The sequence below is a fragment of the Sphingomonas sp. genome (assembly GCF_042095875.1).
In the GTDB taxonomy this organism is placed as follows: Bacteria; Pseudomonadota; Alphaproteobacteria; order Sphingomonadales; family Sphingomonadaceae; genus Sphingomonas.
Genome location: NZ_JBELMJ010000010.1, coordinates 69,669 through 91,842, shown reverse-complemented (window position 1 = coordinate 91,842; position 22,174 = coordinate 69,669). Strand labels below are relative to the sequence as shown.

At 69.3% G+C, this 22,174-nt stretch carries 25 protein-coding genes; 14 read left to right on the top strand and 11 right to left on the bottom strand.

Annotated elements, in window-relative coordinates; translation table 11 throughout:
- The 3 genes from fusA to rpsL form a co-directional block, all read right to left on the bottom strand.
- Positions 1-2,042, bottom strand: a 2,042-nt coding sequence (gene fusA, locus ACFDS6_RS05915) for an elongation factor G (RefSeq protein WP_375271190.1), incomplete at its 3' end; no start/stop codon positions are given.
- A 204-nt stretch (positions 2,043-2,246) separates the two neighbouring features.
- A complete protein-coding gene (gene rpsG, locus ACFDS6_RS05910) occupies positions 2,247-2,717 on the bottom strand; it encodes a 30S ribosomal protein S7 (RefSeq protein WP_375271189.1) in 471 nt (156 codons plus the stop codon).
- 42 nt (positions 2,718-2,759) lie between these two features.
- On the bottom strand, positions 2,760-3,131 hold the full coding sequence (gene rpsL, locus ACFDS6_RS05905; protein ID WP_029936467.1) for a 30S ribosomal protein S12: 372 nt from the start codon (positions 3,129-3,131) through the stop codon (positions 2,760-2,762).
- Positions 3,132-3,403: 272 nt separating this feature from the next.
- Here rpsL and ACFDS6_RS05900 point away from each other — a divergent pair, with 272 nt between their 5' ends.
- Positions 3,404-3,964: a hypothetical protein gene (locus ACFDS6_RS05900; RefSeq protein WP_375271188.1), complete on the top strand. Its 561-nt coding sequence runs from the start codon at positions 3,404-3,406 to the stop codon at positions 3,962-3,964.
- Here ACFDS6_RS05900 and ACFDS6_RS05895 read toward each other — a convergent pair.
- From ACFDS6_RS05895 to ACFDS6_RS05885, 3 genes are all read right to left on the bottom strand, one after another.
- Complete coding sequence (locus ACFDS6_RS05895; protein WP_375271187.1) at positions 3,918-4,949, bottom strand: alpha/beta fold hydrolase; 1,032 nt, start codon at positions 4,947-4,949, stop codon at positions 3,918-3,920. The two genes, ACFDS6_RS05900 and ACFDS6_RS05895, sit on opposite strands and share 47 nt — an antisense overlap.
- Positions 4,950-5,031: 82 nt before the next feature.
- On the bottom strand, positions 5,032-5,388 hold the full coding sequence (locus tag ACFDS6_RS05890) for a DUF3140 domain-containing protein (RefSeq protein ID WP_375271186.1): 357 nt from the start codon (positions 5,386-5,388) through the stop codon (positions 5,032-5,034).
- Positions 5,389-5,428: 40 nt separating this feature from the next.
- The gene (locus ACFDS6_RS05885; protein ID WP_375271185.1) at positions 5,429-5,875 is read right to left on the bottom strand and encodes an MAPEG family protein; all 447 of its coding nucleotides are present in this window, start codon (positions 5,873-5,875) and stop codon (positions 5,429-5,431) included.
- 99 nt (positions 5,876-5,974) lie between these two features.
- Between ACFDS6_RS05885 and ACFDS6_RS05880 the strand changes: the two genes are divergently transcribed.
- On the top strand, positions 5,975-6,640 hold the full coding sequence (locus ACFDS6_RS05880; RefSeq protein WP_375271193.1) for an HPP family protein: 666 nt from the start codon (positions 5,975-5,977) through the stop codon (positions 6,638-6,640).
- Here ACFDS6_RS05880 and ACFDS6_RS05875 read toward each other — a convergent pair.
- The gene (locus ACFDS6_RS05875) at positions 6,637-7,524 is read right to left on the bottom strand and encodes a LysR substrate-binding domain-containing protein (RefSeq protein ID WP_375271184.1); all 888 of its coding nucleotides are present in this window, start codon (positions 7,522-7,524) and stop codon (positions 6,637-6,639) included. The genes ACFDS6_RS05880 and ACFDS6_RS05875 overlap by 4 nt on opposite strands.
- A gap of 95 nt (positions 7,525-7,619) precedes the next feature.
- Between ACFDS6_RS05875 and ACFDS6_RS05870 the strand changes: the two genes are divergently transcribed.
- Together ACFDS6_RS05870 and wrbA are read left to right on the top strand one after the other, a co-directional pair.
- Positions 7,620-8,342, top strand: a complete 723-nt coding sequence (locus ACFDS6_RS05870) for a pirin family protein (RefSeq protein ID WP_375271183.1) — start codon at positions 7,620-7,622, stop codon at positions 8,340-8,342.
- An 81-nt stretch (positions 8,343-8,423) separates the two neighbouring features.
- A complete protein-coding gene (gene wrbA, locus ACFDS6_RS05865; RefSeq protein WP_375271182.1) occupies positions 8,424-9,023 on the top strand; it encodes an NAD(P)H:quinone oxidoreductase in 600 nt (199 codons plus the stop codon).
- Between the two features lie 155 nt (positions 9,024-9,178).
- Here wrbA and ACFDS6_RS05860 read toward each other — a convergent pair whose 3' ends face one another.
- Positions 9,179-9,955, bottom strand: a complete 777-nt coding sequence (locus tag ACFDS6_RS05860; protein ID WP_375271181.1) for a M15 family metallopeptidase — start codon at positions 9,953-9,955, stop codon at positions 9,179-9,181.
- A 3-nt stretch (positions 9,956-9,958) separates the two neighbouring features.
- Here ACFDS6_RS05860 and ACFDS6_RS05855 point away from each other — a divergent pair, with 3 nt between their 5' ends.
- On the top strand, positions 9,959-10,609 hold the full coding sequence (locus tag ACFDS6_RS05855; RefSeq protein WP_375271180.1) for an RluA family pseudouridine synthase: 651 nt from the start codon (positions 9,959-9,961) through the stop codon (positions 10,607-10,609).
- Positions 10,602-11,000, top strand: a complete 399-nt coding sequence (gene arfB, locus ACFDS6_RS05850) for an alternative ribosome rescue aminoacyl-tRNA hydrolase ArfB (protein ID WP_375271179.1) — start codon at positions 10,602-10,604, stop codon at positions 10,998-11,000. The genes ACFDS6_RS05855 and arfB overlap by 8 nt, the downstream gene beginning before the upstream one ends.
- A gap of 6 nt (positions 11,001-11,006) precedes the next feature.
- Here the strand turns inward: arfB and ACFDS6_RS05845 are convergent, their stop codons facing one another.
- A complete protein-coding gene (locus ACFDS6_RS05845) occupies positions 11,007-12,077 on the bottom strand; it encodes a hypothetical protein (protein WP_375271178.1) in 1,071 nt (356 codons plus the stop codon).
- A 115-nt stretch (positions 12,078-12,192) separates the two neighbouring features.
- Between ACFDS6_RS05845 and ACFDS6_RS05840 the strand changes: the two genes are divergently transcribed.
- Positions 12,193-12,687, top strand: coding sequence for a GAF domain-containing protein (locus ACFDS6_RS05840; protein WP_375271177.1), 495 nt, complete (start codon positions 12,193-12,195; stop codon positions 12,685-12,687).
- Positions 12,688-12,975: 288 nt separating this feature from the next.
- Positions 12,976-14,208, top strand: a complete 1,233-nt coding sequence (locus tag ACFDS6_RS05835; protein ID WP_375271176.1) for an RcnB family protein — start codon at positions 12,976-12,978, stop codon at positions 14,206-14,208.
- A gap of 203 nt (positions 14,209-14,411) precedes the next feature.
- On the opposite strand, the gene ACFDS6_RS05830 is transcribed toward ACFDS6_RS05835, so the two are convergent.
- A complete protein-coding gene (locus ACFDS6_RS05830) occupies positions 14,412-15,716 on the bottom strand; it encodes a M20/M25/M40 family metallo-hydrolase (protein WP_375271175.1) in 1,305 nt (434 codons plus the stop codon).
- 82 nt (positions 15,717-15,798) lie between these two features.
- On the bottom strand, positions 15,799-16,251 hold the full coding sequence (locus ACFDS6_RS05825) for a universal stress protein (protein WP_375271174.1): 453 nt from the start codon (positions 16,249-16,251) through the stop codon (positions 15,799-15,801).
- A gap of 145 nt (positions 16,252-16,396) precedes the next feature.
- On the opposite strand from ACFDS6_RS05825, the gene ACFDS6_RS05820 reads away from it, so the two are divergent.
- The 6 genes from ACFDS6_RS05820 (at position 16,397) to ctrA (ending at position 22,027) form a co-directional block, all read left to right on the top strand.
- The gene (locus ACFDS6_RS05820) at positions 16,397-17,779 is read left to right on the top strand and encodes a pyruvate dehydrogenase complex dihydrolipoamide acetyltransferase (RefSeq protein WP_375271173.1); all 1,383 of its coding nucleotides are present in this window, start codon (positions 16,397-16,399) and stop codon (positions 17,777-17,779) included.
- Positions 17,780-17,787: 8 nt separating this feature from the next.
- Positions 17,788-18,003 (top strand): hypothetical protein, encoded by a 216-nt coding sequence (locus tag ACFDS6_RS05815; RefSeq protein WP_375271172.1) that lies wholly within the window; start codon positions 17,788-17,790, stop codon positions 18,001-18,003.
- A 49-nt stretch (positions 18,004-18,052) separates the two neighbouring features.
- On the top strand, positions 18,053-18,400 hold the full coding sequence (locus ACFDS6_RS05810; RefSeq protein ID WP_174193803.1) for an acyl-CoA thioesterase: 348 nt from the start codon (positions 18,053-18,055) through the stop codon (positions 18,398-18,400).
- A 94-nt stretch (positions 18,401-18,494) separates the two neighbouring features.
- On the top strand, positions 18,495-19,889 hold the full coding sequence (lpdA, locus tag ACFDS6_RS05805) for a dihydrolipoyl dehydrogenase (RefSeq protein ID WP_375271171.1): 1,395 nt from the start codon (positions 18,495-18,497) through the stop codon (positions 19,887-19,889).
- Between the two features lie 217 nt (positions 19,890-20,106).
- Positions 20,107-21,207, top strand: coding sequence for an AI-2E family transporter (locus ACFDS6_RS05800; RefSeq protein WP_375271170.1), 1,101 nt, complete (start codon positions 20,107-20,109; stop codon positions 21,205-21,207).
- Between the two features lie 118 nt (positions 21,208-21,325).
- Positions 21,326-22,027, top strand: a complete 702-nt coding sequence (gene ctrA / locus ACFDS6_RS05795; protein ID WP_375271169.1) for a response regulator transcription factor CtrA — start codon at positions 21,326-21,328, stop codon at positions 22,025-22,027.
- Positions 22,028-22,174 lie beyond the last annotated feature (147 nt).

Sequence of the window (22,174 nt, the reverse complement as noted above, 5' to 3'; positions counted from 1 at the left end):
TAGTGCGAGAACTGCATCGAGTAGCTGGCGCGGCCCTGCGTGAACGAGCGCAGCGCGTTCACGTAGCCGAACATGTTCGCCAGCGGGACCATCGCCTCGACCGTCTGCGCGTTGCCGCGCGTGTCGGTACCTTGGATCTGGCCGCGACGGCTGTTCATGTCGCCGATCACGTCGCCGAGGTAATCCTCCGGCGTCACGACCTCGACGCGCATCACCGGCTCGAGCAGCGTGATGCCGGCCTTCTGCGCCGCCTCACGCATCGCACCGCGCGCGGTGATCTCAAACGCCAGCGCCGACGAGTCGACGTCGTGGTACGCGCCGTCGTACAGCACGATGTCGAAGTCGATGATCGGGAAGCCGACCAGCGAGCCGGTCGCCGCCGTCTCGCGGAAACCCTTCTCGATCGCGGGGATATACTCGCGCGGGATGTTACCGCCCTTGATCTCGTCCTTGAAGACGATGCCCGCGCCGCGCTCGCCCGGCGTCAGCTTCACCTTCACGCGACCGAACTGGCCGGTACCACCCGACTGCTTCTTGTGCGTGTAGTCGATGTCGACCGCCTTCTTCAGGTACTCGCGATACGCGACCTGCGGGGCGCCGACGTTGGCCTCGACCTTGAACTCGCGCTTCATGCGATCGACCAGGATCTCGAGGTGGAGCTCGCCCATCCCCTTGATGATGGTCTGGCCCGATTCGTGATCGGTCGAGACGCGGAACGAGGGGTCCTCGGCAGCCAGGCGGTTGAGCGCGATGCCCATCTTCTCTTGGTCGGCCTTGGTCTTCGGCTCCACCGACAGCTCGATCACGGGCTCGGGGAACTCCATCCGCTCCAAGATGATCGGGTGCGCCGGATCGCACAGCGTGTCGCCCGTCGTCGTCTCCTTCAGGCCCGCGATCGCGACGATGTCGCCCGCGCGTGCCTCATCGATGTCCTCGCGGCTGTTCGCGTGCATCAGGAGCATGCGGCCGATCTTCTCCTTCTTGTCCTTCACCGAGTTCAGGTAACCACCCTTGGTGAGGACGCCCGAGTAGATGCGGGCAAAGGTCAGCGAGCCGACGAACGGATCGTTCATGATCTTGAACGCCAGCGCCGAGAACGGCGCCTCGTCCGACGACGGACGCTCGTCCGGCGTCTCGCCGTCGAGCTTGACGCCCTTGATCGCCGGCACGTCGAGCGGGCTCGGCAGATAGTCGACCACCGCGTCGAGCAGCGGCTGGACGCCCTTGTTCTTGAACGCCGAGCCGCACACGACCGGCACGAACGACATGTTCAGCGTGCCCTTGCGGATCAGCTTCTTGAGCGTCGCCGTGTCGGGCTCGTTGCCCTCCAGGTACGCCTCCATCGCGTCGTCGTCCTGCTCGACCGCGAGCTCGATCAGGTCGCTGCGATACTTGGCGGCCTTCTCGGTCAGGTCGGCGGGAATGTCCTGATACTCGAACTTCGCGCCCAGCGACTCCTCGAGCCAGATGATCGCGCGGTTCTCGACCAGGTCGACCAGCCCCTTGAACTGGCCCTCCATGCCGATCGGCAGGTACAGCACTGCGGGCTTTGCACCCAGACGATCGATGATCGACTGCACGCAGAAGTAGAAATCGGCGCCGGTACGGTCGAGCTTGTTGACGAAGCACATGCGCGGCACGCCGTACTTGTCGGCCTGACGCCACACCGTCTCCGACTGCGGCTCAACGCCCGCCACGCCGTCGAAGCACGCGACCGCGCCGTCGAGCACGCGCAGCGAACGCTCGACCTCGATCGTGAAGTCGACGTGGCCGGGGGTGTCGATGATGTTGATCAGGTGCTCGGGGCCCTTGCCCTCTTCGGCGCGCCACTTGCACGTCGTCGCGGCCGACGTGATCGTGATGCCGCGCTCCTGCTCCTGCTCCATCCAGTCCATGGTCGCGGTGCCCTCGTGGACCTCGCCGATCTTGTAGGACTTGCCGGTGTAATAAAGGATACGCTCGGTCGTCGTCGTCTTGCCGGCATCGATGTGCGCCATGATGCCGATGTTGCGATAAAGTTCGAGCGGATGGCTGCGGGCCATGATGCTTCACTCCTGTGCCGGATCAGCCCGGCGATGCCAACGTTTGCGAGGTCGCCCCCTAGCCGTTCGGGCCGAGCTTGTCCAAGCTCGGCCCTACGCCTCTGCAATCAGAGGAAAACGGCTATCGGGAGTGCGGGCGAACCCGCCCACCCCATATAGTGTATGTTACCGCGAGCGCCAACCATCGGGTCGGCGCCCAACCACTTACCAGCGGTAGTGGCTGAACGCGCGGTTCGCTTCCGCCATGCGGTGCGTGTCCTCGCGCTTCTTCACCGCGTTGCCGCGGTTGTTCGACGCGTCGAGCAACTCGCCCGACAGCCGCGCGGCCATCGTGTTCTCGCTGCGGGCACGTGCCGCCGCGATCAGCCAGCGGATCGCCAGCGCCTGCGCGCGCTCGGGACGCACCTCGACCGGCACCTGGTAGGTCGCACCGCCGACACGGCGCGAACGGACCTCGATGCCCGGCTTGATGTTGTTCAGCGCGTCGTGGAACACGCCGATCGGCTCGCGCTTCGCGCGGGTCTCGACGGTTTCCATCGCACCGTAGACGATGCCCTCGGCGACGGACTTCTTGCCGTCGAGCATCACCGAATTCATGAACTTGGACAGCGTAACATCACCAAACTTGGGATCCGGCAGGATTTCACGCTTTTCTGGACGACGACGACGCGCCATGAGGAAGACCTTTCAATCAGCTGTAAAGAAACGGGAAACGGCTTACTTCGGCCGCTTCGCACCGTACTTCGACCGCGACTGGCGGCGGTCCTTGACGCCCTGCGTGTCGAGCACGCCGCGCAGCACGTGGTAACGCACACCGGGAAGATCGCGCACGCGCCCGCCGCGGATCAGCACCACCGAGTGCTCCTGCAGGTTGTGGCCTTCGCCCGGGATGTAGCTGATGACTTCGCGCTGGTTGGTCAGGCGGACCTTGGCCACCTTGCGCAGCGCCGAGTTCGGCTTCTTCGGGGTCGTCGTGTAGACACGGGTGCAGACGCCGCGCTTCTGCGGGTTCTGCTCCATCGCAGGGACCTTCGACTTGGCCTTCTGCGGTTCGCGGCCCTTGCGGACCAGCTGGTTGATCGTCGGCATGAAGCCTTCACCTTTCCATCGGTTACTTTGCTGGAGCCATAACAGCACTTGGAATACGAAAAGGACCTCTGAGCAGCCGACAACGGCCCTCGCGGTCCTTCAAGCATCCAGCAATGTTCAAGCTTGCCCGCCGGAGTCGCCTCCCATCGGACGTCGGCGCGTATACGCGCGAGTGTGGGGAGCGTCAATGCCGCCCCGCGGCGCCCCGCTATTTGTTTCCGGCACGTGGCTCTTAACCGCGCGACAACCCGCGTCGTGGCATCACGCGCATCGTGTACGCCTCTACCCTACCCATCCCCCTCGCGCGACGCCGCGCGACCGCCAGGCGTACCGCCGCGACACTCGCGTGCGGCGCGGCACTCGGCAGCGCGCTGACTCCGCTCGCGACGGTGCTGCTCCCGCTGCTGGCGGCGCGTGCGTGGCGATCCGGTGCACGCGCCGCCGCCGCCGTGAGCCTGAGCGCCGGCCTGCTCGCGGGCGCGCACTGGATCGACCTGCGCGCGCTCACCGCCTATCCCGCGTCACTCACCGGACCGTGGATCGTGTTGCTCGTCACCGCGATCGTCGCCGCCGCCGCCTGGGCCGCCGCGGGCTCGAGAACGCCTCGCGACACCGCGCTCACCGTCGCCACGCTGGCGCTGGTCGCTTCCCCCGTCGCACCGCTCGCCGCGCTGCTGCTCGTCCTCGCCTGCTATCGCCTCAGGCGCGAACCCGACCATCCGACAGCCGCCAACGACAATCAGCCCGGCCCTCCCGCGCTGCCGTTCTTCGCGTATCCGCCGCCCGTCAGCTACCCGCCGCGCCGCTCAGCACGCCCATCAGCGTTCGATTGAACCGCGCTGCGTCCTCGACCTGCGGCGAGTGACCCAGCCCGTCCAGCTTGATCAGCTTCGCGCGCGGGATCTTGCGCGCCGCCTCCGGCGCGATCTGTGGGATCGCCTGCAGGAACCCGCGCAGCGACGTGGGCACCTGCGCGCGCCCGAACGCGGTCTTGTCGAGCGTGCCGATGATCAGCGTGGTCGGCGCCTTGATGCGATAGAGTTCGTGCGCGACCGGCTGCGTCTTGATCATCTCACTGGTCTTCGCCTGCGCGAGCGCGACCTGATCGCGCCCAGGCCCCGCGTACATCCCCGCCTGCATCGCCACCCAGCGGTCGTACGCCGACTTCCACTGGCCGTGATAATAGTTCTCGAGCTGGTACGCCTTGATCGACGCCGCGCTCGTGCGCCGCTCGCCCGCCCACAAGGCGTCGACGTCGGTGTACGGCAGCCCGTCCTCCGACCGGTCGCGCAGGCCCAGCGGGTTGACGAGCACCAGCCGGTCGACCGCCGCCGGGTACATGATCGCGTAGCGCATCGCCAGCATCCCGCCCATCGAGTGACCGATCACCGTCGCGTGCGCGATCCCCAGCGATTTCAGCAGTTTGTCCGTGTTGCTTGCCAGCGCCTCGAAACTATACTGCATCGCGCGCGGCTTCGACGATTTGCAGAAACCCAGCTGATCGGGGATCACCACGCGATAGCCCGCGTCCGCCAGCGGCCGCGCGGTCGCCTCCCACGTCGCGCCGCAGAAGTTCTTGCCGTGGAGCAGCACGACAGTGCGCCCGTTCGGCCGCTCGGGCACCACGTCCATGTACGCCATCTCGGCCGGCTCGCCGACCACGGTCAGCGGCATCGTCTTGACCGGATAGGGATAAGCGAACCGTTCCAGCCGCGCGCCGTAGCTCGGCGGCGTCGCTGGCGCCGCCGCGACCAGCAGGCAGACGAGCGGCAGGCAGGCGCGCGGCAGGGGAGCGGTACGGGTCGGTCGTCGGGTCATCGGCAGGTCCGGATCGTTACGGCTCCGCGCAGTTAACCACGATCGACCGCCCGCGTCACCCCGCCCGATACGACCGCGCGCGTCAGTCCTTCTCGGGATCGTGACCCCAGTTCATCAGCGAGTAGCGCCAGTCGGAATGTTCCTTGTCCTCCGCCGGGCCGCCCTGCGCCAGGTGGCGGTGGACGTACCCGACCACCTTCTGCATGTGCGCGTAATCGTCGTCGCTCAGATCGGCCTTCTTGGTGCGCTTGATCTCGACGATGCGCCTGCCCGACTTGTGCCCGACGCTCTCGCCGTCGCCGTCACCGTCCTCGCCCTTCCAGCCGACGCGCTTGCTCTCGTCGGTGTCGAGGAACTCCTCCAGCTCGGCCGGCGCCATGTTCACCGCGTCGTTGAACTCCTCGTAGATCTTCTGCTGGTCGTCGGACGTGTCGGCCATCGGGTCTTCTCCTTCACCCGCGCCAACGCCGCGCGCGCGATCAGGGTTGCGCCAGCGCCCCCGCCATCCGCACCGCATCGACCAGGAAGCCGACCCACATCGCGATCAGCACCGCCGACGATCCCAGAAACAGCATGAATCGCAGCGGCGCTTTCCTCGCCACCACGTGCGCGTAGCTGTGCGCGGCGCGCAGCGCGACGAACAGCCAGGCGAGCACCACCTGCGGCAAATGCGCCTGCCCCGTGACGATCAGCAGCGGCACCAGCGCGAAATACAGCACCGGCAGCTCGAACAGGTTGGCAAGGTTGTTCGCCGGCAGCTCGACCGGCTGGAAATAGCGCCGCGCCGCCTCGCCGCTCGCAAAATCGGCCGTCTTCGGTCTGGTGCGCCGCATGTGCGCCATCCGCTGCACGAACAGTGTGCCCCACACGACGAACACCAGCGCCACCAGCGCGAACGTCGGCCACAACAGTCCCAGGATCATCATGCGCGCGCCTTCCCTTCATGCCGGAGCATGACGCGCGATCCCCGACCGTGCCAGCGACGATTGAACCCAGCCTTGGCGCGCCGCATAGCCCGCGCAATGATCACGCTGTTCCGCCCCATGCTCGCCGGCGCCAACCTGCGCGACCGGATGATCGCCGCGCTGGGCGCGCTCGCCGGCATCGCGCTCACCGCCGCTCTATGCACTGCGCTGCTGCCGCACGGGCCCGCGCTGCTGCTCGTCGCGCCGATGGGTGCCTCGGCGGTGCTGGTGTTCGCGGTGCCGGCGAGCCCGCTGGCGCAGCCGTGGCCGGTGATCGGCGGCAATCTGCTGTCCGCGCTCGCCGGCATCGCGGTCGCGCGCGTCGTGCCCGACCCCGCGCTCGCCGCGGGCGTCGCGGTCGGGGCTGCGATCGCGCTGATGTCGCTCACCCGCTCGCTCCACCCGCCGGGCGGCGCGGCGTCGCTGCTCGCAGTGCTGGGCGGCAGCGCGGTCGCGGCGCAGGGCTGGTTCTTCGCAATCGTGCCGGTCGCGGCCAACGCGGTCGTGCTGGTAGCGGCGGGCATGCTGTTCCATCGCCTGTCTGGCCACAGCTTCCCGCACCGCCCTACCCCCGCGCCGGGGCACGTGCGCCCAACCTCGGGCGTGCCGCATCCGGAGGACATCGACCGCGCGCTCGCCGATCTCGGCGAGACCTTCGACGTCTCGCGCGCGGACCTCGACCTGCTGTTCCGCACAGTCGCCGCGCACGCCGCCCGGCGCGGCTAGTCGCGCAACCGCTCGGCCAGGAACGCGATCAGCGCCTCGACCCGCGCCGGGCGCAATGCGCTGGGCGGCGTCAGCAGATGGAGCGCGATCCCCGCCGGCATCCACTCGGGCAGGATCGGCACCACGATGCCCGCGGTCAGCGCGTCGCCCAGGATGAAGGCCGGCAATCGCGCGATTCCCAGCCCCGCGATCAGCGCGGGCACCAGCGCGTCGCCCGAGTTGGACGACAGCGGCCCCTCCGCCTTGACCGACACCTCCGCCCCGCCCGGTCCGCGAAAGCGCCACGGACCCGTTACGTTGGTGTAGCCGAGCAGCCGGTGCTCCCCCAACTGCGCCGGGTGCGTCGGTGTACCGTGCTCCGCCAGGTACGCGGGGGCGGCGACCAGATGCGCCGCCACCGTGCACAGCCGCCGCGCACGCAGCGACGAATCGGGCAGGTCCGCGATCCTGAGCGCGACGTCGAACCCTTCCGCGACGATGTCGACCCGCGCGTCGGACAGGTGCAGCTCGATCTCGATGCCGGGATGCTGCGTCAGGAACTCGGCGACCAGCGGCGCGACGTTCGAGATGCCGAACGACATCGGCGCCGCCATCCGCACGCGCCCGACCGGCGCCGCCCCCGCATCGCGCGCGAACTCCTCCGCGCCCTCGGCCTCCGCCACCATCCGCGCCGCGCGCTCGGCCAGCGAGCGCCCGACCTCGGTCAGTGCGAGTCGCCGCGACGTGCGATGGAACAAGGATTGTCCGAGATGCGCCTCCAGCCGCGACACCGCCTTCGACACCGTCGCCTTGCTCAGCCCGATCGCCTCGGCCGCGCCGCTGAACGACCGGTGCTCGGCCACCGCTGCGAAGATCGCCCATGCTTCCAGGTCTGGCAGTCGCATGCAGCCTTGCTAGCCGCTGAAACGATCCGTTTCAATCGTTTCCGTTTTCGCGCGCCATGGTCGCGCTTATGTCTTCAACAACAACGGAGGCTATCATGACCGACACCGCTCTCGCGACCCGTATCGAACGCCGCCCCTTCACGTCGCTCGGCCACGCCGACCACGGCTGGCTCGACGCGCGGCACCATTTCTCCTTCGCCAACTATTACGACCCCGATCGGATGAGCTGGGGCGCGATCCGCGTCTGGAACGACGACACGATCGCGCCGAACAGCGGCTTCCCCCCGCACCCGCACCGCGACATGGAGATCATCACCTACGTCCGCTCCGGCGCGATCACGCACAAGGATTCGATTGGCAATACCGGCCGCACCGCCGCGGGCGACGTGCAGGTGATGAGCGCGGGCTCGGGCGTGCGCCACGCCGAGTACAATCTCGAGAGCGAACCCACGACGCTGTTCCAAATCTGGATCGAGCCGACCCGCACCGGCGGCAGCCCGTCCTGGGGTGCCAAGCCCTTCCCCAAGGGCGAGCGCTCGGGCCGCTTCGTGACGCTCGCCAGCGGCTTCGCCGACGACGGCGACGCGCTGCCGATCCGTGCCGAGGCGCGCGTGCTGGCCGCGACCGTCAAGGCGGGCGAGCAGGTCACCCACGAGGTCGGCGAAGGCCGCCACGCCTACCTCGTCTCCGCCACCGGCGCGGTCGAGATCGCGGGCGAGCGCTACGAGGGCCGCGACGGCATCGCGCTCCACGGCGGGCAGGTCGTGACGATCACCGCGCTCGACGATGCCGAGCTGGTGCTGGTCGACTCGCTCTGATCGACCACCGCGACTGAACCGAACCGCCGTCCCGGCATTGTGGCCGGGACGGCTCCACCAACCTGCATCAAGGAACGCGCCATGACCAAAGTCCTCGTCCTCTATTACTCCTCCTACGGCCACGTCGAGCAGATGGCCGACGCGGTCGCCGAGGGCGCGCGCGCCGGCGGCGCCGAGGTCGACATCCGCCGCGTCGCCGAGACCGCGCCCAAGCAGGTCGTCGAATCCGCCGGGTTCCAGACCGACACCGCCCACCCGGAGATCGAGGGTCCCGACGCGCTCGCCGCCTACGACGCGATCATCGTCGGCGCGCCGACCCGCTACGGCCGGATGCCGAGCCAGATGGCGGCGTTCTGGGACACGACCGGCGGGCTGTGGATGAAGGGCGCGCTGGTCGGCAAGGTCGGCGGTGCCTTCACCTCTACCGCCAGCCAGCACGGCGGGCAGGAGACGACGCTCTTCTCGATCCTGACCAACCTGCTCCACCACGGCATGACGATCGTCGGGCTCGACTACGGGTTCAAGGGCCAGATGGGCGTCGACGAAGTGCTCGGCGGCACGCCCTACGGCGCGTCGACGATCGCCGACGGCGACGGCAGCCGCCAGCCGCACGCCAAGGAACTCGACGGCGCGCGCTACCAGGGCCAGCGCATCGCCGAACTCGCCGCCAAGCTGAAGTGACGCGCACGGCCGGGCGGCACGTTCGCCCGGCCGTCACCTCCCCTTCGTCGCCCCGGACTTGATCCGGGGGCCCGCTTCTTCTCGACCGCAACTCGGAAGCGAGATCCCGGATCATGTCCGGGACCACGGTGTCCGGTTCCTTCGATCGGCCAACCTCACCGCCGCCGCCGCTTCCGCGCCTTCGGATCGAACGCGGGTAGCGACAGATACACCGGCGGCGCCGGCACCTCAGCGACCGTGACCGCGGTGTCCACGCCCGGAGACGCCGGAAACCGCCGCCGCGCGGTCGCGAACAGCAGCCGCGCGCGTGCCGCCCCCGGCGCCGACGCGCTCGTGCCAACCCAGCGCCAGTGCCACGGCTCCCATTTCACCCGCTGCGTGTTGCTGACCGGGAACGACATCTCGAATCCGTAGCGCGGCGCGTTCGCGCGCAGCCAGCGGAACGCGGGCGTCGCGGCGACGCACGCCTCCGCGTCCGGACAATCGTTCAACCGCGGCCGGAACGCGAAATCGAGCGCGTAGCCCGTCGCGTGCTCGCTGTGCCCCGGCGGCGCGACCGATACCGCGCGCGTGTCCGCGTCGGCGGTGGGCTCGCGGCAGAACACGCCGCCCTGCCGCGTGATCGATCGGTGGCACGACAGCGCCAGCACGCGCCCGCCCACCGCCGGGCTCGCCGACGCCGCCGCCAGCAACCGTTCCAGATCGGGCAGCACCTCGCGCCGCAGCGTGCAACCGTTCACCGCCAGCCCGGCGGGCACCGCCGCCAGCTCGCCCGGCGGCGCGTCGCCGTACGGCAGATGCCCCAGCACGCGCCCGTCCTCCGCGACCGGCGGCGGCGTTCCGGCGCACACCTGCGCCCCCGCCGGCCAAGCGATCAGCGTCGCTGATGCCGCGAGCACTAGCCGCCGCGCCCGCGCGGTGGCACAGCGCACAACATGCTCGGTGAACGCGTATTGTTTCTCGACGGCGAGGCGCTGGTGATCGACAAGCCCGCCGGGCTCCCCGTCGATCGCCCGCGCGACGGCGCGATCTCTCTCCAAAATCACCTGAACTCCCTCACCTTCGGCTTCCAGCGCTGGCCCCAGGCCGTGCACCGGCTCGACCGCGACACCAGCGGTTGCCTGCTCCTGTCGCGCAACCCCAAGGCGCACGCGCGGTTCCAGCAGGCGTTCGAGGCCGGCGCGGTCGAGAAACGCTACCTCGCGATCCTCGACGGCGTGCCGGAGGGGACCGAAGGCATGATCGACCTGCCGCTCGGCAAGCAGTCGACGCGCGAGCGCGGCTGGTGGATGACCACCGACCCGAACGGCAAGGCCGCGCGCACCGCCTGGTCGCTGCTCGGCATGCACGACGGCCGTGCTTTGGTTGAGTTCCGCCCGCAGACCGGCCGCACGCACCAGATTCGCGTCCACGCGCTCGAAGGGCTCGGGCACGCCGTGACCGGCGATCCCACCTACGGCCACGCGCACTCCGGCGGCACGATGCTGCACGCCGCCCAACTCACCGTGCCGCGCGGGACCAAGGAGCCGATCGCCGCCACGGCCCCCTGGCCCGACCGCTTCCGCGCGCTCGGCTTCGATGGTTGAGATCCCCGAGGATGCGCTGGACGAGCGCTTCCTCGCCGCGACGGGGCCGGGCGGGCAGAACGTCAACAAGGTCGCCACCGCCTGCCAGCTGCGCGTCGACGTGTTCCGCCTCGGCCTCTCGCCCGAAACCTATCGTCGGCTGCGCGTGCTCGCCGGCAGCCGCCTGACCGCGTCGGGCACGCTGGTCCTCGTCGCGCGCCGTTTCCGCACGCAGGATGCGAACCGCCAGGACGCGCGCCAGCGCCTCGCCGACCTGCTCGCCGAGGCCGAGAAGCGCGAGGCACGCCGCGTGAAAACCAAGCCGACCCGCGCCGCCAAGGCACGCCGCATCGACGAGAAGAAGGGCCGCAGCGCGGTCAAGGCCGGCCGCGGCAAGGTGCGGCTGGACTGACGCGGCTCAACCGTCGGCTGGTCGGGTGCCGACCGTCAGGCCGCCGACCGGCAACCGCGCGCGCCAATCAGGGGGCAACAGCGCGAGCAACCTGACCCGTATCGCATGCCACCACGCGGACAGGCACAGCAGCGCCGAGCCGATCACCAACGCGGTCAGCGCGACGTTCAACTCGATCGCGCCGTAGCTGCGAAACAGCTGCGCCATCGCGGCCAGCACATAGGCCAGCGCCGACACCAGCAGCGCGCGGCGATCAACCGCCAGCGCCACGACCGCGAACAACAGGTACACCGCCAGGACGCCGATCGCGCCGCCCACGCCGATGCCCTCGCCGCGGGTCACTCCTATCCAGTAGAACAAGGGATGCGCGATCAACGGCGCCGCGACCAGGTGCAACCAGAAGGCGACATCCGATCGCTGCGTCGTGCGCGCGCGATCGGACATGTCCCACCACATCGCGTAGGCGAACACCCCGATGCCGCAGACCAGCGCCACCGCCGCGATCACCGCCGCATCATCGCTCGCATCGCCGCGGATGGTACCAACGAGCGCGAGCACGAACAGCACCAGCGCACCGATCGCCGCCGCGATCGTGATCGGCACCCTGAACCGCCGCCAGTGCAGCAGCGCAGCCAACCCCGCGCCCGCTGCGCCCGCCAGCATGATCGCGGCGATCTGTCGCTGGCCGCCGTCTCCTCCGCCGAGCAACGCAGCGCAGGCGATGGCCGCGACGCTCCCGATCGCGGTAACGAAGGTCAGCAACAGGATGATCGACGGCAGCGCCATGCGACGCCGACGCGTGAAGACCTCCGCCATCCCCCACGCCGCCGCCGCGACCAGCAGTCCGGCGGATGCCGCGCCCGCCACCGTCGCGCCCACCGCCGCGGCGGCGAACACCACCAGCAGGCAGGCGATCGTCACAAAGATGTCGTTGAAGCCGGTGACGAGCCGGAACTGCTCCTCGTCGACCGCCGGCGCGCGGCGCAAGGCCGCGACATGGTCGCGCAGTGCCGCGGCGGCGGCCGGGCTGATCGCGCCCGCCTCGACCGCGGATTGAACCTCGCTCTCGCTGTACATGCCTGCACCCCCGCGGCCGATGCTAGGCCGCCGCGCCGCGCGCGGTCAATCGCCCACCCGGCGCCGGCGCTCGGCACTCTGGCACTCCGCCGCGCCCGCGCCTAATTGCGTGGCCATGTACGCCTTCGACATCGCCGCCGGCTCCAAGACCGAACTCTACCACGACCTGCACGCCGCACTCGACGCGCTGACCGCCGACGAGCCCGACACGGTCGCCAACATGGCCAACGCCGCCGCGCTGATCTGGCAGTATCTGCCCGACCTGAACTGGGCCGGCTTCTACCGCGCGGCGGGCGACGAGCTCGTGCTCGGCCCGTTCCAGGGCAAGGCCGCGTGCATCCGCATCGCGCTGGGCAAGGGCGTGTGCGGCACCGCCGCCGCGACGCGGCAAACGCAGCGCGTCGACGACGTTCACGCCTTTCCGGGCCATATCGCGTGCGACGCCGCCAGCGCGTCCGAACTCGTCGTCCCGATCACGGTCGGCGACCGCTTGGTGGGCGTGCTCGACCTCGACAGCCCCGAGCCCGGCCGATTCGACGCCGAAGACGCCGCCGGCTGCGAACGGTTGGTGGCGCTGCTCGCCCCCCGCATCGCGGGCGCGGCCGCCTGACCTGTCACCCGTCACGGCATCGGTTCGCGTCAAACGCGACCACGCCGACGATCCACCCACCCCCGTCATCCCGGCCTTGAGCCGGAATCCCGCTTTCTTCTTCCTTCCCCCACACCGAGCCACAAGCGCAGGCCCCGCAATCGCTAACAGACCTGGTTGATGCCCTAGCCGCGGCTGCACCAATCCGGGACGATCGTTGCAGTGGTGAGACGATCACCGACTTGGTAAGCAACCGGTAAACGTGAAGCGCGTTCGGTAGCGCATCACCTTTACAGGGAATGAACGGCCATGCGCTTGCTGATGATCGCCGCCACCGCTGCCACGATTGCCGCGGCCCCCGCACAGGCCGGCCCGCGCGGCGGCATGGCCCCCATCCGCTCCGGCGGCGTGAACATGCCCCGTCCGGGGGGCGTGAACATGCCCCGTCCTGGCGGCGTTCACATGCCGCGCCCGGGCGGCTGGGGCACGCACCAGGTCAACCGTCCGCGCTGGGGCGGCCACATCAACAATCGCTGGTGGGGCGGCATGCGCGCGCCCGGCGGCTACGGCGCCTATCGCCGCCCGATGCGCGGCTACGTGCTGCCCAGCTACTGGGTGTCGCCCAACTTCTTCATCAACGACTGGTCGGGCTACGGCCTCTACGCGCCGCCGACGGGCTATACCTGGTCGCGCTACTACGACGACGCAGTGCTCGTCGACGGGCGCGGGTCGGTGTACGACAGCGTCGGCGGCATCGGCTGGGACCAGTTCGACGGTTCGGACGTCGACTACACCTACCGTGACGGCGACTATGCCGCGGGCGGCTACGCCGGTGGCGCGTACGACAACGGCTACGCGAACGGTTATTACGGCCCGACGCGCGACCGCGACGGCGGCTTGGGGGGCGCGGTGATCGGCGGCGTGGCGGGCGGTGTCGCCGGCAACGTCATCGCCGGGCGCGGCAACCACCTGCTCGGCACCGCGATCGGCGCGGGCGCTGGTGCGCTGGTCGGGCGCGAGATCGATCGCAACGACCGCGCCGGCCGCGTGCCCGTCGCGCCGCCGGGCGGCCCGCGCTACGGCGCGCCCTACCCCGCGCCGGGCGCCGGCTATGGCGCACCCGGCGCCGGCTACGCCGCGTCCGGTCGCGGCTACGCCACCAGCGGCGGCGCGCCCGTCGTCGCCTATCAGGAGGGCAGCTACGGCGGCGATTACGCCGGCACCACCTACTCGGGCGTGACGCGCTACACCACCGAGGGTGCGGGCTATCCCGCACCCGGCGGCTACGGCCCCGCGCCGCGCATCGGCTATCCCGGGCCGGCCGTGGTCGCGGGCAACGGCGCGGTCGTCACGACGTCGAGCACCGCCGGCTCGGCCGGCTATTACGCCAACGGATGGTATTATCCCGGCACCACGATCACCACCGTCACCGTCACCGTCTCGGGCGGGGCGGGGTCGAGCGTGGTGGAGGAAGAAGTGTACGAGGACGCCGACTACGGCCACGCCAAGGGCTATCGCTACAAGGGCAAGTGCAACTGCTGACGCGCAGCGCCTGACACGATCGCGATGCCGCTCCGCCGATCACCGGCCGGGCGGCGTCGTCGTTTTGAACGGGCCGACTGATTCTCACTGTCCTACGCGCGACCGTTCCGTCATCCCCGCACGTTATGCATCACTTGGACCTAGGCAGCCGTCGCCCAGGTTTGGCGTGCGCCTTGGCCTCACCTTAGCCTCACCTTCCGCGCTCAACCCCGGTCGCGCCCCGCGAACGTCACCAGGCTCTCCGCCCCGTCCGCGCCCACCGCGCTCACCCCGATGAAATGGTCGTCGAGCGGCACGTTCTTCAGCAGCGTCGTGGTCGCCCCCGTCACCGTCTTCGCGTCGGTCCAGTCCTGCCGGTCGTTCATCCGCCAGCGCACCTTGTACGCCGCGACTCCCGGCACCGGCGCCCATTTGACCGTCGTGTCGCGGGTCAGCGCGCCCGACACCGACGCGCTCGCCGGGGCCGCCGGCGCGTCCGCGATCCGCGCGATCGCGGCGACGTTGATCGCGGTCACCTTTGCCAGATAGTCGAAGTCCATGCCCTCGATCGTGTCGGCGAACACGCGCCCGTTCTCCGTGCGCACGTCCTGGTGCTGCCGATCCCAATTTTCCGCCCCGACCGAGAAGCGCACCGCCGGGTAGCCTTGGCGGAGGAACGGCTCATGGTCGCCGCCGCGCCCGAACCGGTCGGGCCGGCGGTCGAGCACCACGTCGAACCTGCCCGGCAGCGCGTCGGCGACGCCGTCGATCACCTTGGCCAGCGCGCGGCTCGGCCCGTCGTCCTCGCCGCCCAGCCCGCGCCGCTCCATCCCTTCCGCCAGCGACTCGCTCGATCGTATCCCCTCGGAGAAGACGCGCACGCGGTTGGCGTCGACCACTCCGCCCTGCCCGACCGAGTTGCCGACGATGTCGTTGTTCAGCATAGCGTCGACCTGCCACCCCCGCGCCTTGGCCGTCTCGGCGAGCAGCGTCGCGCCCCACAATCCCTGCTCCTCGCCCGAGAAGACGGCGTAGACGATCGTCGCGCGGTGCTTCGTCTTCGACAGGATGCGCGCGGCTTCCAGCACCAGCGCCACGCCCGACGCGTCGTCGTTCGCGCCCGGCGCGTCGCTGGTCACGTTCATCACGTCAGTCACCCGGCTGTCGATATGCGCGCCGACAATGACGTAGCGGCCCGGCTCAGTCCCCGGCTGGATACCCAGCACGTCCTCGATCACTACGCCGTCCGGCGCGCGCGGACCGGTGAAGCGGCGCGACAGCCGTTCGGTGGTGATGCACCCGCCGCAGCCCTGCGACAGCGTCGCGAACTGCGCCGCGGTCCAGCTGCGCGCCGCCCCGATGCCGCGGTTGGGACTGGTCGCCGACGACAGCGAGTGGCGCGTGCCGAACGAGACGAGCTTCTCGACGGTGGCGCGCATCCGCTCCTTGGACGGCATATCGCGCGGCGCGGCGGCGGCGGGAGGAATGGCGAACAGCGACAGGGCGGCGAGCAGGATCGAACGGTTCATGCCCGCGGGTTGTGGCCGCGAACGCGCCCGCGCTCAACCCCCGCCCGCCTGTCTCTACTTAGCGAAGCGCCTTCGCCACCGATCAGCTCAGCCGGTCGATCGCCTCGCGGTCGAGCCCGCCGGGCACGATCATCAGCGGCACCGACAGCCCGCCCGCGTCGGCGGCGAAATGCGACACCAGCTCGCCCGGCGCCCCACTCGCCGCCGCGCCCAGCACCAGCGCCGCGATCTGCGGATTGGCCGCGATCAACTCGCGGATCACCTTGGCCCCGTCGCCGCTGCGCACGGTCAGCGACGGGCGCAAACCCGATTCCTCCAGCAGCGTCCCCGCCGCGCGCTGCACCAGCCCCTCGGCGTGGCGGCGCTGGTCCTCCTCGATCGTCGCCTGCACGCCGCCGAACGCGATAAACTCCTGCGGCGGGATCAGCGCCAGTATCTCCACCCCGCCCCCGGTCTTCACCGCGCGCCTGGCGGCGAAGCGCAGCGCGATCTGTGCCTCGGGCGTGTCGTCGATCACGGTCAGGTAGATGCGCATGGAGCGAAGCCTTTCTCACCTACCAAGCTACTAGGCTTTACCGCGCGCGCCAAGCGTTGCTCATCGAGCGGCGGGCTTGACGCTACGGTGCCAGGGGGCGAGAGACGCGCGCATCCCCAGGAAAGCATTCGCGCAAAGGTTTGCCATGCCGATCGAGATCAAGATGCCTGCCCTTTCCCCGACGATGGAGGAAGGCACGCTCGCCAAATGGCTGGTGAAGGAAGGCGACACGGTGAAGTCCGGCGACATCATGGCCGAGATCGAGACCGACAAGGCGACCATGGAGTTCGAGGCGGTCGACGAGGGCACGATCGCCAAGATCACCGTGTCCGAGGGGACCGACGGCGTGAAGGTCGGCGCGGTGATCGCGCTGCTCGCCGAGGACGGCGAGGATGCGGGCAGCGTGTCGGGCGAGTCGACGCCCGCCCCCGCCGCGAAGGAGAGCGAGCCCCGCCCCTCGCCCGCCGACCCCAACAAGACCGGCAGCGAAGCGACGCCCGCGGGCGACACGCACGAGGATCACGGCAAGCCCGCCGACGACCAGGTCGCGCGCGACGAGCAGCAGCCGTCCACCCCCGCGCCTGCGCCAACGAACTCGGCGAACGACGGCGACCGCGTGAAGGCGAGCCCGCTCGCGCGCCGCCTCGCCGCCGACAAGGGTCTCGACCTTTCGCAACTGACCGGCACCGGCCCGAACGGCCGCATCGTCAAGGCCGACGTCGAGCAGGCCAAGCCCGGCGCCGCTTCCGCTCCCGAGACCGCGGCGTCGCAGCCCGCGCCGAGCGCCCCCGCCCCTGCCGCCAGCGCACCCGCCGCCGCACCGCAGATCCCCGACGTGCCGCACGAGACGACCAAGCTCAGCAACATGCGCAAGACGATCGCGCGCCGCCTGACCGAGTCGAAGCAGCAGGTGCCGCACATCTACCTGACCGTCGACGTGCGCCTCGACAAATTGCTGGCGCTTCGCGGCGACCTGAACGCCAGCCTGTCGGCGCGTGGGGTCAAACTGTCGGTCAACGACCTGATGATCAAGGCGCTTGCCGCCGCGCTGATCCAGGTGCCCAAGTGCAACGTCATGTTCACGCCCAACGAACTCGTCACCTTCAAGCGCGCCGACATCTCGGTCGCGGTGTCGACGCCGGAGGGTCTGATCACCCCCGTCATCACCGAGGCGGACACCGCCTCGCTGTCGAGCATCTCGACCCGGATGAAGGACCTCGCCGCCCGCGCGCGCGACAGGAAGCTCAAGCCCGAGGAGTTCACCGGCGGCACCGCGTCGATCAGCAACATGGGCATGTTCGGGATCAAGCAGTTCGAGGCGGTCATCAACCCGCCGCAGGGCATGATCCTCGCGGTCGGCGCGGGCGAGAAGCGCCCGTGGGTGATGGAGGACAATGCGCTCGGCGTCGCCACGATCATGTCGGCGACCGGCAGCTTCGACCACCGCGCGATCGACGGCGCGGACGGCGCGGAGCTGATGCAGGCGTTCAGGAACCTGGTCGAGAACCCGCTGGGCATGCTCGCCTGAGCACGCCCATGATGCGGCGCCACGTCACCCCGCTCGAGCTCAATCCGGTGATCCGCGAGATCGCCTGGGGGCTGCTCGGGCTGGGCTTCACCGCGCTCGTCTTCTGGGGCGCGGCGTGGAGCTACCCGCAAGGGTATCAGACGATCTGGCTGGTCGGTGCTGCCACGATGCTGGCGATGGGCGTGCTGAGCGCGCGCGAAGTGTGGAGAGTGCGCGGTGAATGACGTGACGGAGCAACAGCAGCAGTCCGACCTGCCCTTCCGCGACCCGGCGATGCGCGTCACCGCCATGCCTGCGGACACCAACGCCTACGGCGACATCTTCGGCGGCTGGCTGATGAGCTTGATGGACTCGGCCGCCGGCCTGGTCGCCGCGCGCCGTGCCAAGGGCCGCGCGGTCACGATCGCGATGGAGGGCATGAAGTTCCACGCCCCCGTCCGGGTCGGCGACGAGGTCAGCGTCTACGCCGAGATCGTCAAGGTCGGCCGCACCTCCATGACGATCGCGGTCGAGGCGCACGCGCGCGACCGCCACCGCGAGACGACGCGCAAGGTGACCGAAGCGCACTTCACCTTCGTCGCGATCGACCGTGACCGCCGCCCGCGCCCGGTCGACGCCTGACCTCGGGCCGCACGCACCCTATATCGGATCAAACGGCATCGCCCGCGCCGGCGATGCGAGCGAACAGGGCGGACGAGCCCGGGAGTTTACGCAAATGGCTGACCAATACGACCTCATCGTGCTCGGCTCGGGGCCGGGCGGCTACGTCTCCGCGATCCGCGCGAGCCAACTCGGCATGAAGGTCGCGATCGTCGAGCGCGAGCGGCTCGGCGGCATCTGCCTCAACTGGGGTTGCATCCCGACCAAGGCGCTGCTGCGCACGTCCGAGGTCTACCATTACATGACCCACGCCGCCGACTACGGATTGAAGGCCGACAACATCGGCTTCGACCTCGGCAAGATCGTCGATCGCAGCCGCAAGGTCGCGGGGCAGCTCAACGCCGGCGTCAAGGGCTTGATGAAGAAGCACAAGATCGCCGTCCACGAGGGCGTCGGCAAGCTCTCGGGCAAGGGTAAGCTCTCCGTCACGCAGGACGACAAGACGACCGAGCTGACCGCCCGCCACATCATGATCGCCACCGGCGCGCGCGCGCGCGACCTGCCGTTCGCCAAGGCCGACGGCAAGCGCATCTGGACCTACCGCCACGCGATGGTGCCCGAGGAGATGCCGACCAAGCTGCTCGTTATCGGCTCCGGCGCGATCGGGATCGAGTTCGCGTCCTTCTACAACGACATGGGCGCCGAGGTGACCGTGGTCGAGATGCTGCCACGCATCCTTCCCGTTGAGGACGAGGAAGTCAGCGCCTTTATGGAGAAGCGCCTGACCAAGGAAGGCATCCGCATCGTCACCGGCGCGGGCGTCGAGAAGATCGACACGTCGGCGGGCGGCGTGAAGGCCACCATCAAGGGCAAGGACGGCCAGTCCAAGACCGAGGACTACAGCCACGTCGTCGTCGCGATCGGCATCGTTCCCAACACCGAGAACATCGGGCTGGAGGAGCTGGGCATCACCACCGAGCGCGGGCAGATCAAGGTCGACGGCTACGGCCGCACCAACGTCGAGGGCGTGTACGCGATCGGCGACGTGACCGGCGCGCCCTGGCTCGCGCACAAGGCGAGTCACGAGGGCATCGTCTGCGTCGAGGCGATCGCTGGCGAGAAGCCGCACCCATTCGAGACGTGGAACATCCCCGGTTGCACCTACTCGCGCCCGCAGGTCGCGAGCGTCGGGCTGACCGAGGCCAAGGCCAAGGAGAGCGGCCGCCAGGTCAAAGTCGGCAAGTTCCCCTTCATCGGCAACGGCAAGGCGATCGCGCTCGGCGAGGCGGACGGCTTCGTGAAGACCGTGTTCGACGCGAAGACCGGCGAGCTGCTCGGCGCGCACATGGTCGGCGCCGAGGTGACCGAGCTGATCCAGGGCTACGTCATCGCGCGCCAGCTCGAGACGACCGAGGCCGAACTGCAGGAAACGGTGTTCGCGCACCCGACGCTCAGCGAGATGATGCACGAGAGCGTCCTCGCCGCCTACGACCGCCCAATCCACATTTAGGCCGCGTCGGCCCAGCCCGGCTCCACCACCGTCATCCAGGACTTGATCCGGGATCCCGCTTCTTCTCTCACCCCGGCGAGAAATCGGGACTCCGGATCAAGTCCGGGGCGACGATTCGAGTCGGACCCTGCATCCACCAAGTTGACCGCATCGAAGCCGCGTCACCTTTTGCGCCGACGCACGTTGTGTCGCTCATGCAACGATCCCGACGCGCCGCGTGAACCGTCTCAGCCCCGACGCGGACGACGCGCGCTTCATTCGGCGCGTGTTCTGGCTTATCGCGATCGTCGCGGTGGTCGCCGCGCTGTACCTCGCCCGGCACCTGCTCATCCTCGCCTTCGGGTCGATGCTGATCGCGATCGTCATCCACGCGATCGCCGAGTTGTACCAGACCCACCTGCGGATACGCCCCAAGGTCGCGCTGGGGCTCGGCGTCGCCTCGGTCCTCGGCTTCCTGGCGCTGCTCGGCTGGCTGTTCGGGGTCGAGTTCCGGCAACAGGTCAACACGCTCGTTGTCTCGCTGCCCGGGCTGATCGACAACCTGCAGGACTACATGTCGCGCTCGCCCGTCGGTGCGAAGGTCGCCGACGCCGCGCGCGCCGCCTTCGCGGGCAGCCGCGTCGCGCAGGATATCGGCAGCCTCGCGCGCGGCGCGGGCGAGCTGCTGCTGAATGCCGTGCTGGTGCTGTTCGGCGCGATCTTCTTCGCGGTCGACCCCAAGGTGTACGAGCGCGGCGCGCTGCTGCTGGTGCCGCCGACCAAGCGCGCCGCGGCGGAGGACGCGCTCGGCGACGTCGGCTCGACCCTCCTCCTGTGGCTGCGCGCACAGTTGATCCAGATGACCGCGATGGGCGCGATGGTCGGCATCGGGCTGTGGATCGCCGGCGTTCCCTCGCCCGCGCTGCTCGGCCTGCTGACTGGGATCAGCGAGTTCATCCCCTATGTCGGTCCGCTGGCCGCGATGCTCCCCGCGCTCGGCCTCGCCGCGACCCAGGGGACCGACCAGCTGATCTGGGCGCTCGCTGTGTTCGCGATCGTCCGCGTCGTGCAGACCAATTTTGTAACTCCCTTCGTCACCAGCCGCGTGATCTCGATCCCGCCCGCGCTCAGCCTGTTCGCGATCATCGGCACGGGCGCGGTGTTCGGGCTGTTCGGCCTGTTCTTCTCCGGCGGCATCCTGGTCGTCGCCTTCACGCTCACGCGCAGCCTGTACCTGCGCGAGATGCTGGGTGAGGACATCCCGACCACGCGCGAGCGGCGGCTGTTCACCGCCATGGGCACGCTGCGCTTCCCGGTTCCGCGACGAAAAGATGAATGAACGATCGCGCTTAAGTCTGAATTAACCTTTTGCGTTCAGAAGGCGGATAGTTAATTTATCTGGCAGACTCGCACCCGATCAGGGACGCGGCGCGGGTCTGGCAACCGGGGAACAGCAGATGCGCGTACTCTTGATCGAAGACGAGCCGACCACTGCCAAGGCGATCGAACTGATGCTCTCGACCGAGGGCTTCAACGTCTACTCGACCGATCTGGGCGAGGAGGGCTTGGACCTCGGCAAGCTGTATGATTACGACATCATCCTGCTCGATCTCAACCTGCCCGACATGCACGGCTACGACGTGCTGAAGAAGCTGCGCGTCGCGCGCGTGTCGACACCGGTGCTGATCCTGTCGGGCGTCAACGAGATGGACTCCAAGGTCCGCTCCTTCGGCTTCGGCGCCGACGATTACGTCACCAAGCCGTTCCACCGCGAGGAACTGATCGCGCGCATCCACGCCGTCGTCCGCCGCTCCAAGGGCCACTCGCAGTCGGTCATCAAGACCGGCAAGCTCGCGGTCAACCTCGACGCCAAGACGGTCGAGGTCGACGGCGCGCGCGTGCACCTGACCGGCAAGGAGTACGCGATGCTCGAGCTGCTCAGCCTGCGCAAGGGCACGACGCTCACCAAGGAAATGTTCCTCAACCACCTCTACGGCGGGATGGACGAGCCCGAGCTCAAGATCATCGACGTGTTCATCTGCAAGCTGCGCAAGAAGCTCAGCATGGCCTGCGACGGCGAGAATTACATCGAGACCGTCTGGGGCCGCGGCTACGTGCTGCGCGAACCCGACGAGGTGGTCGCGGCCGAGGTCGCCTGACCCGAACCTATTCGTTCCAGCGTGTTCGGACACCAAGGCCGCGGCTCCGGGGGGGACGCCGCGGCCTTCTCGTATCCGACGCACCACCTCTTCTGCTCCCCTCCCTGAAAGGGAGGGCCGGGGGTGGGTAGGTGCGACACGGCACGC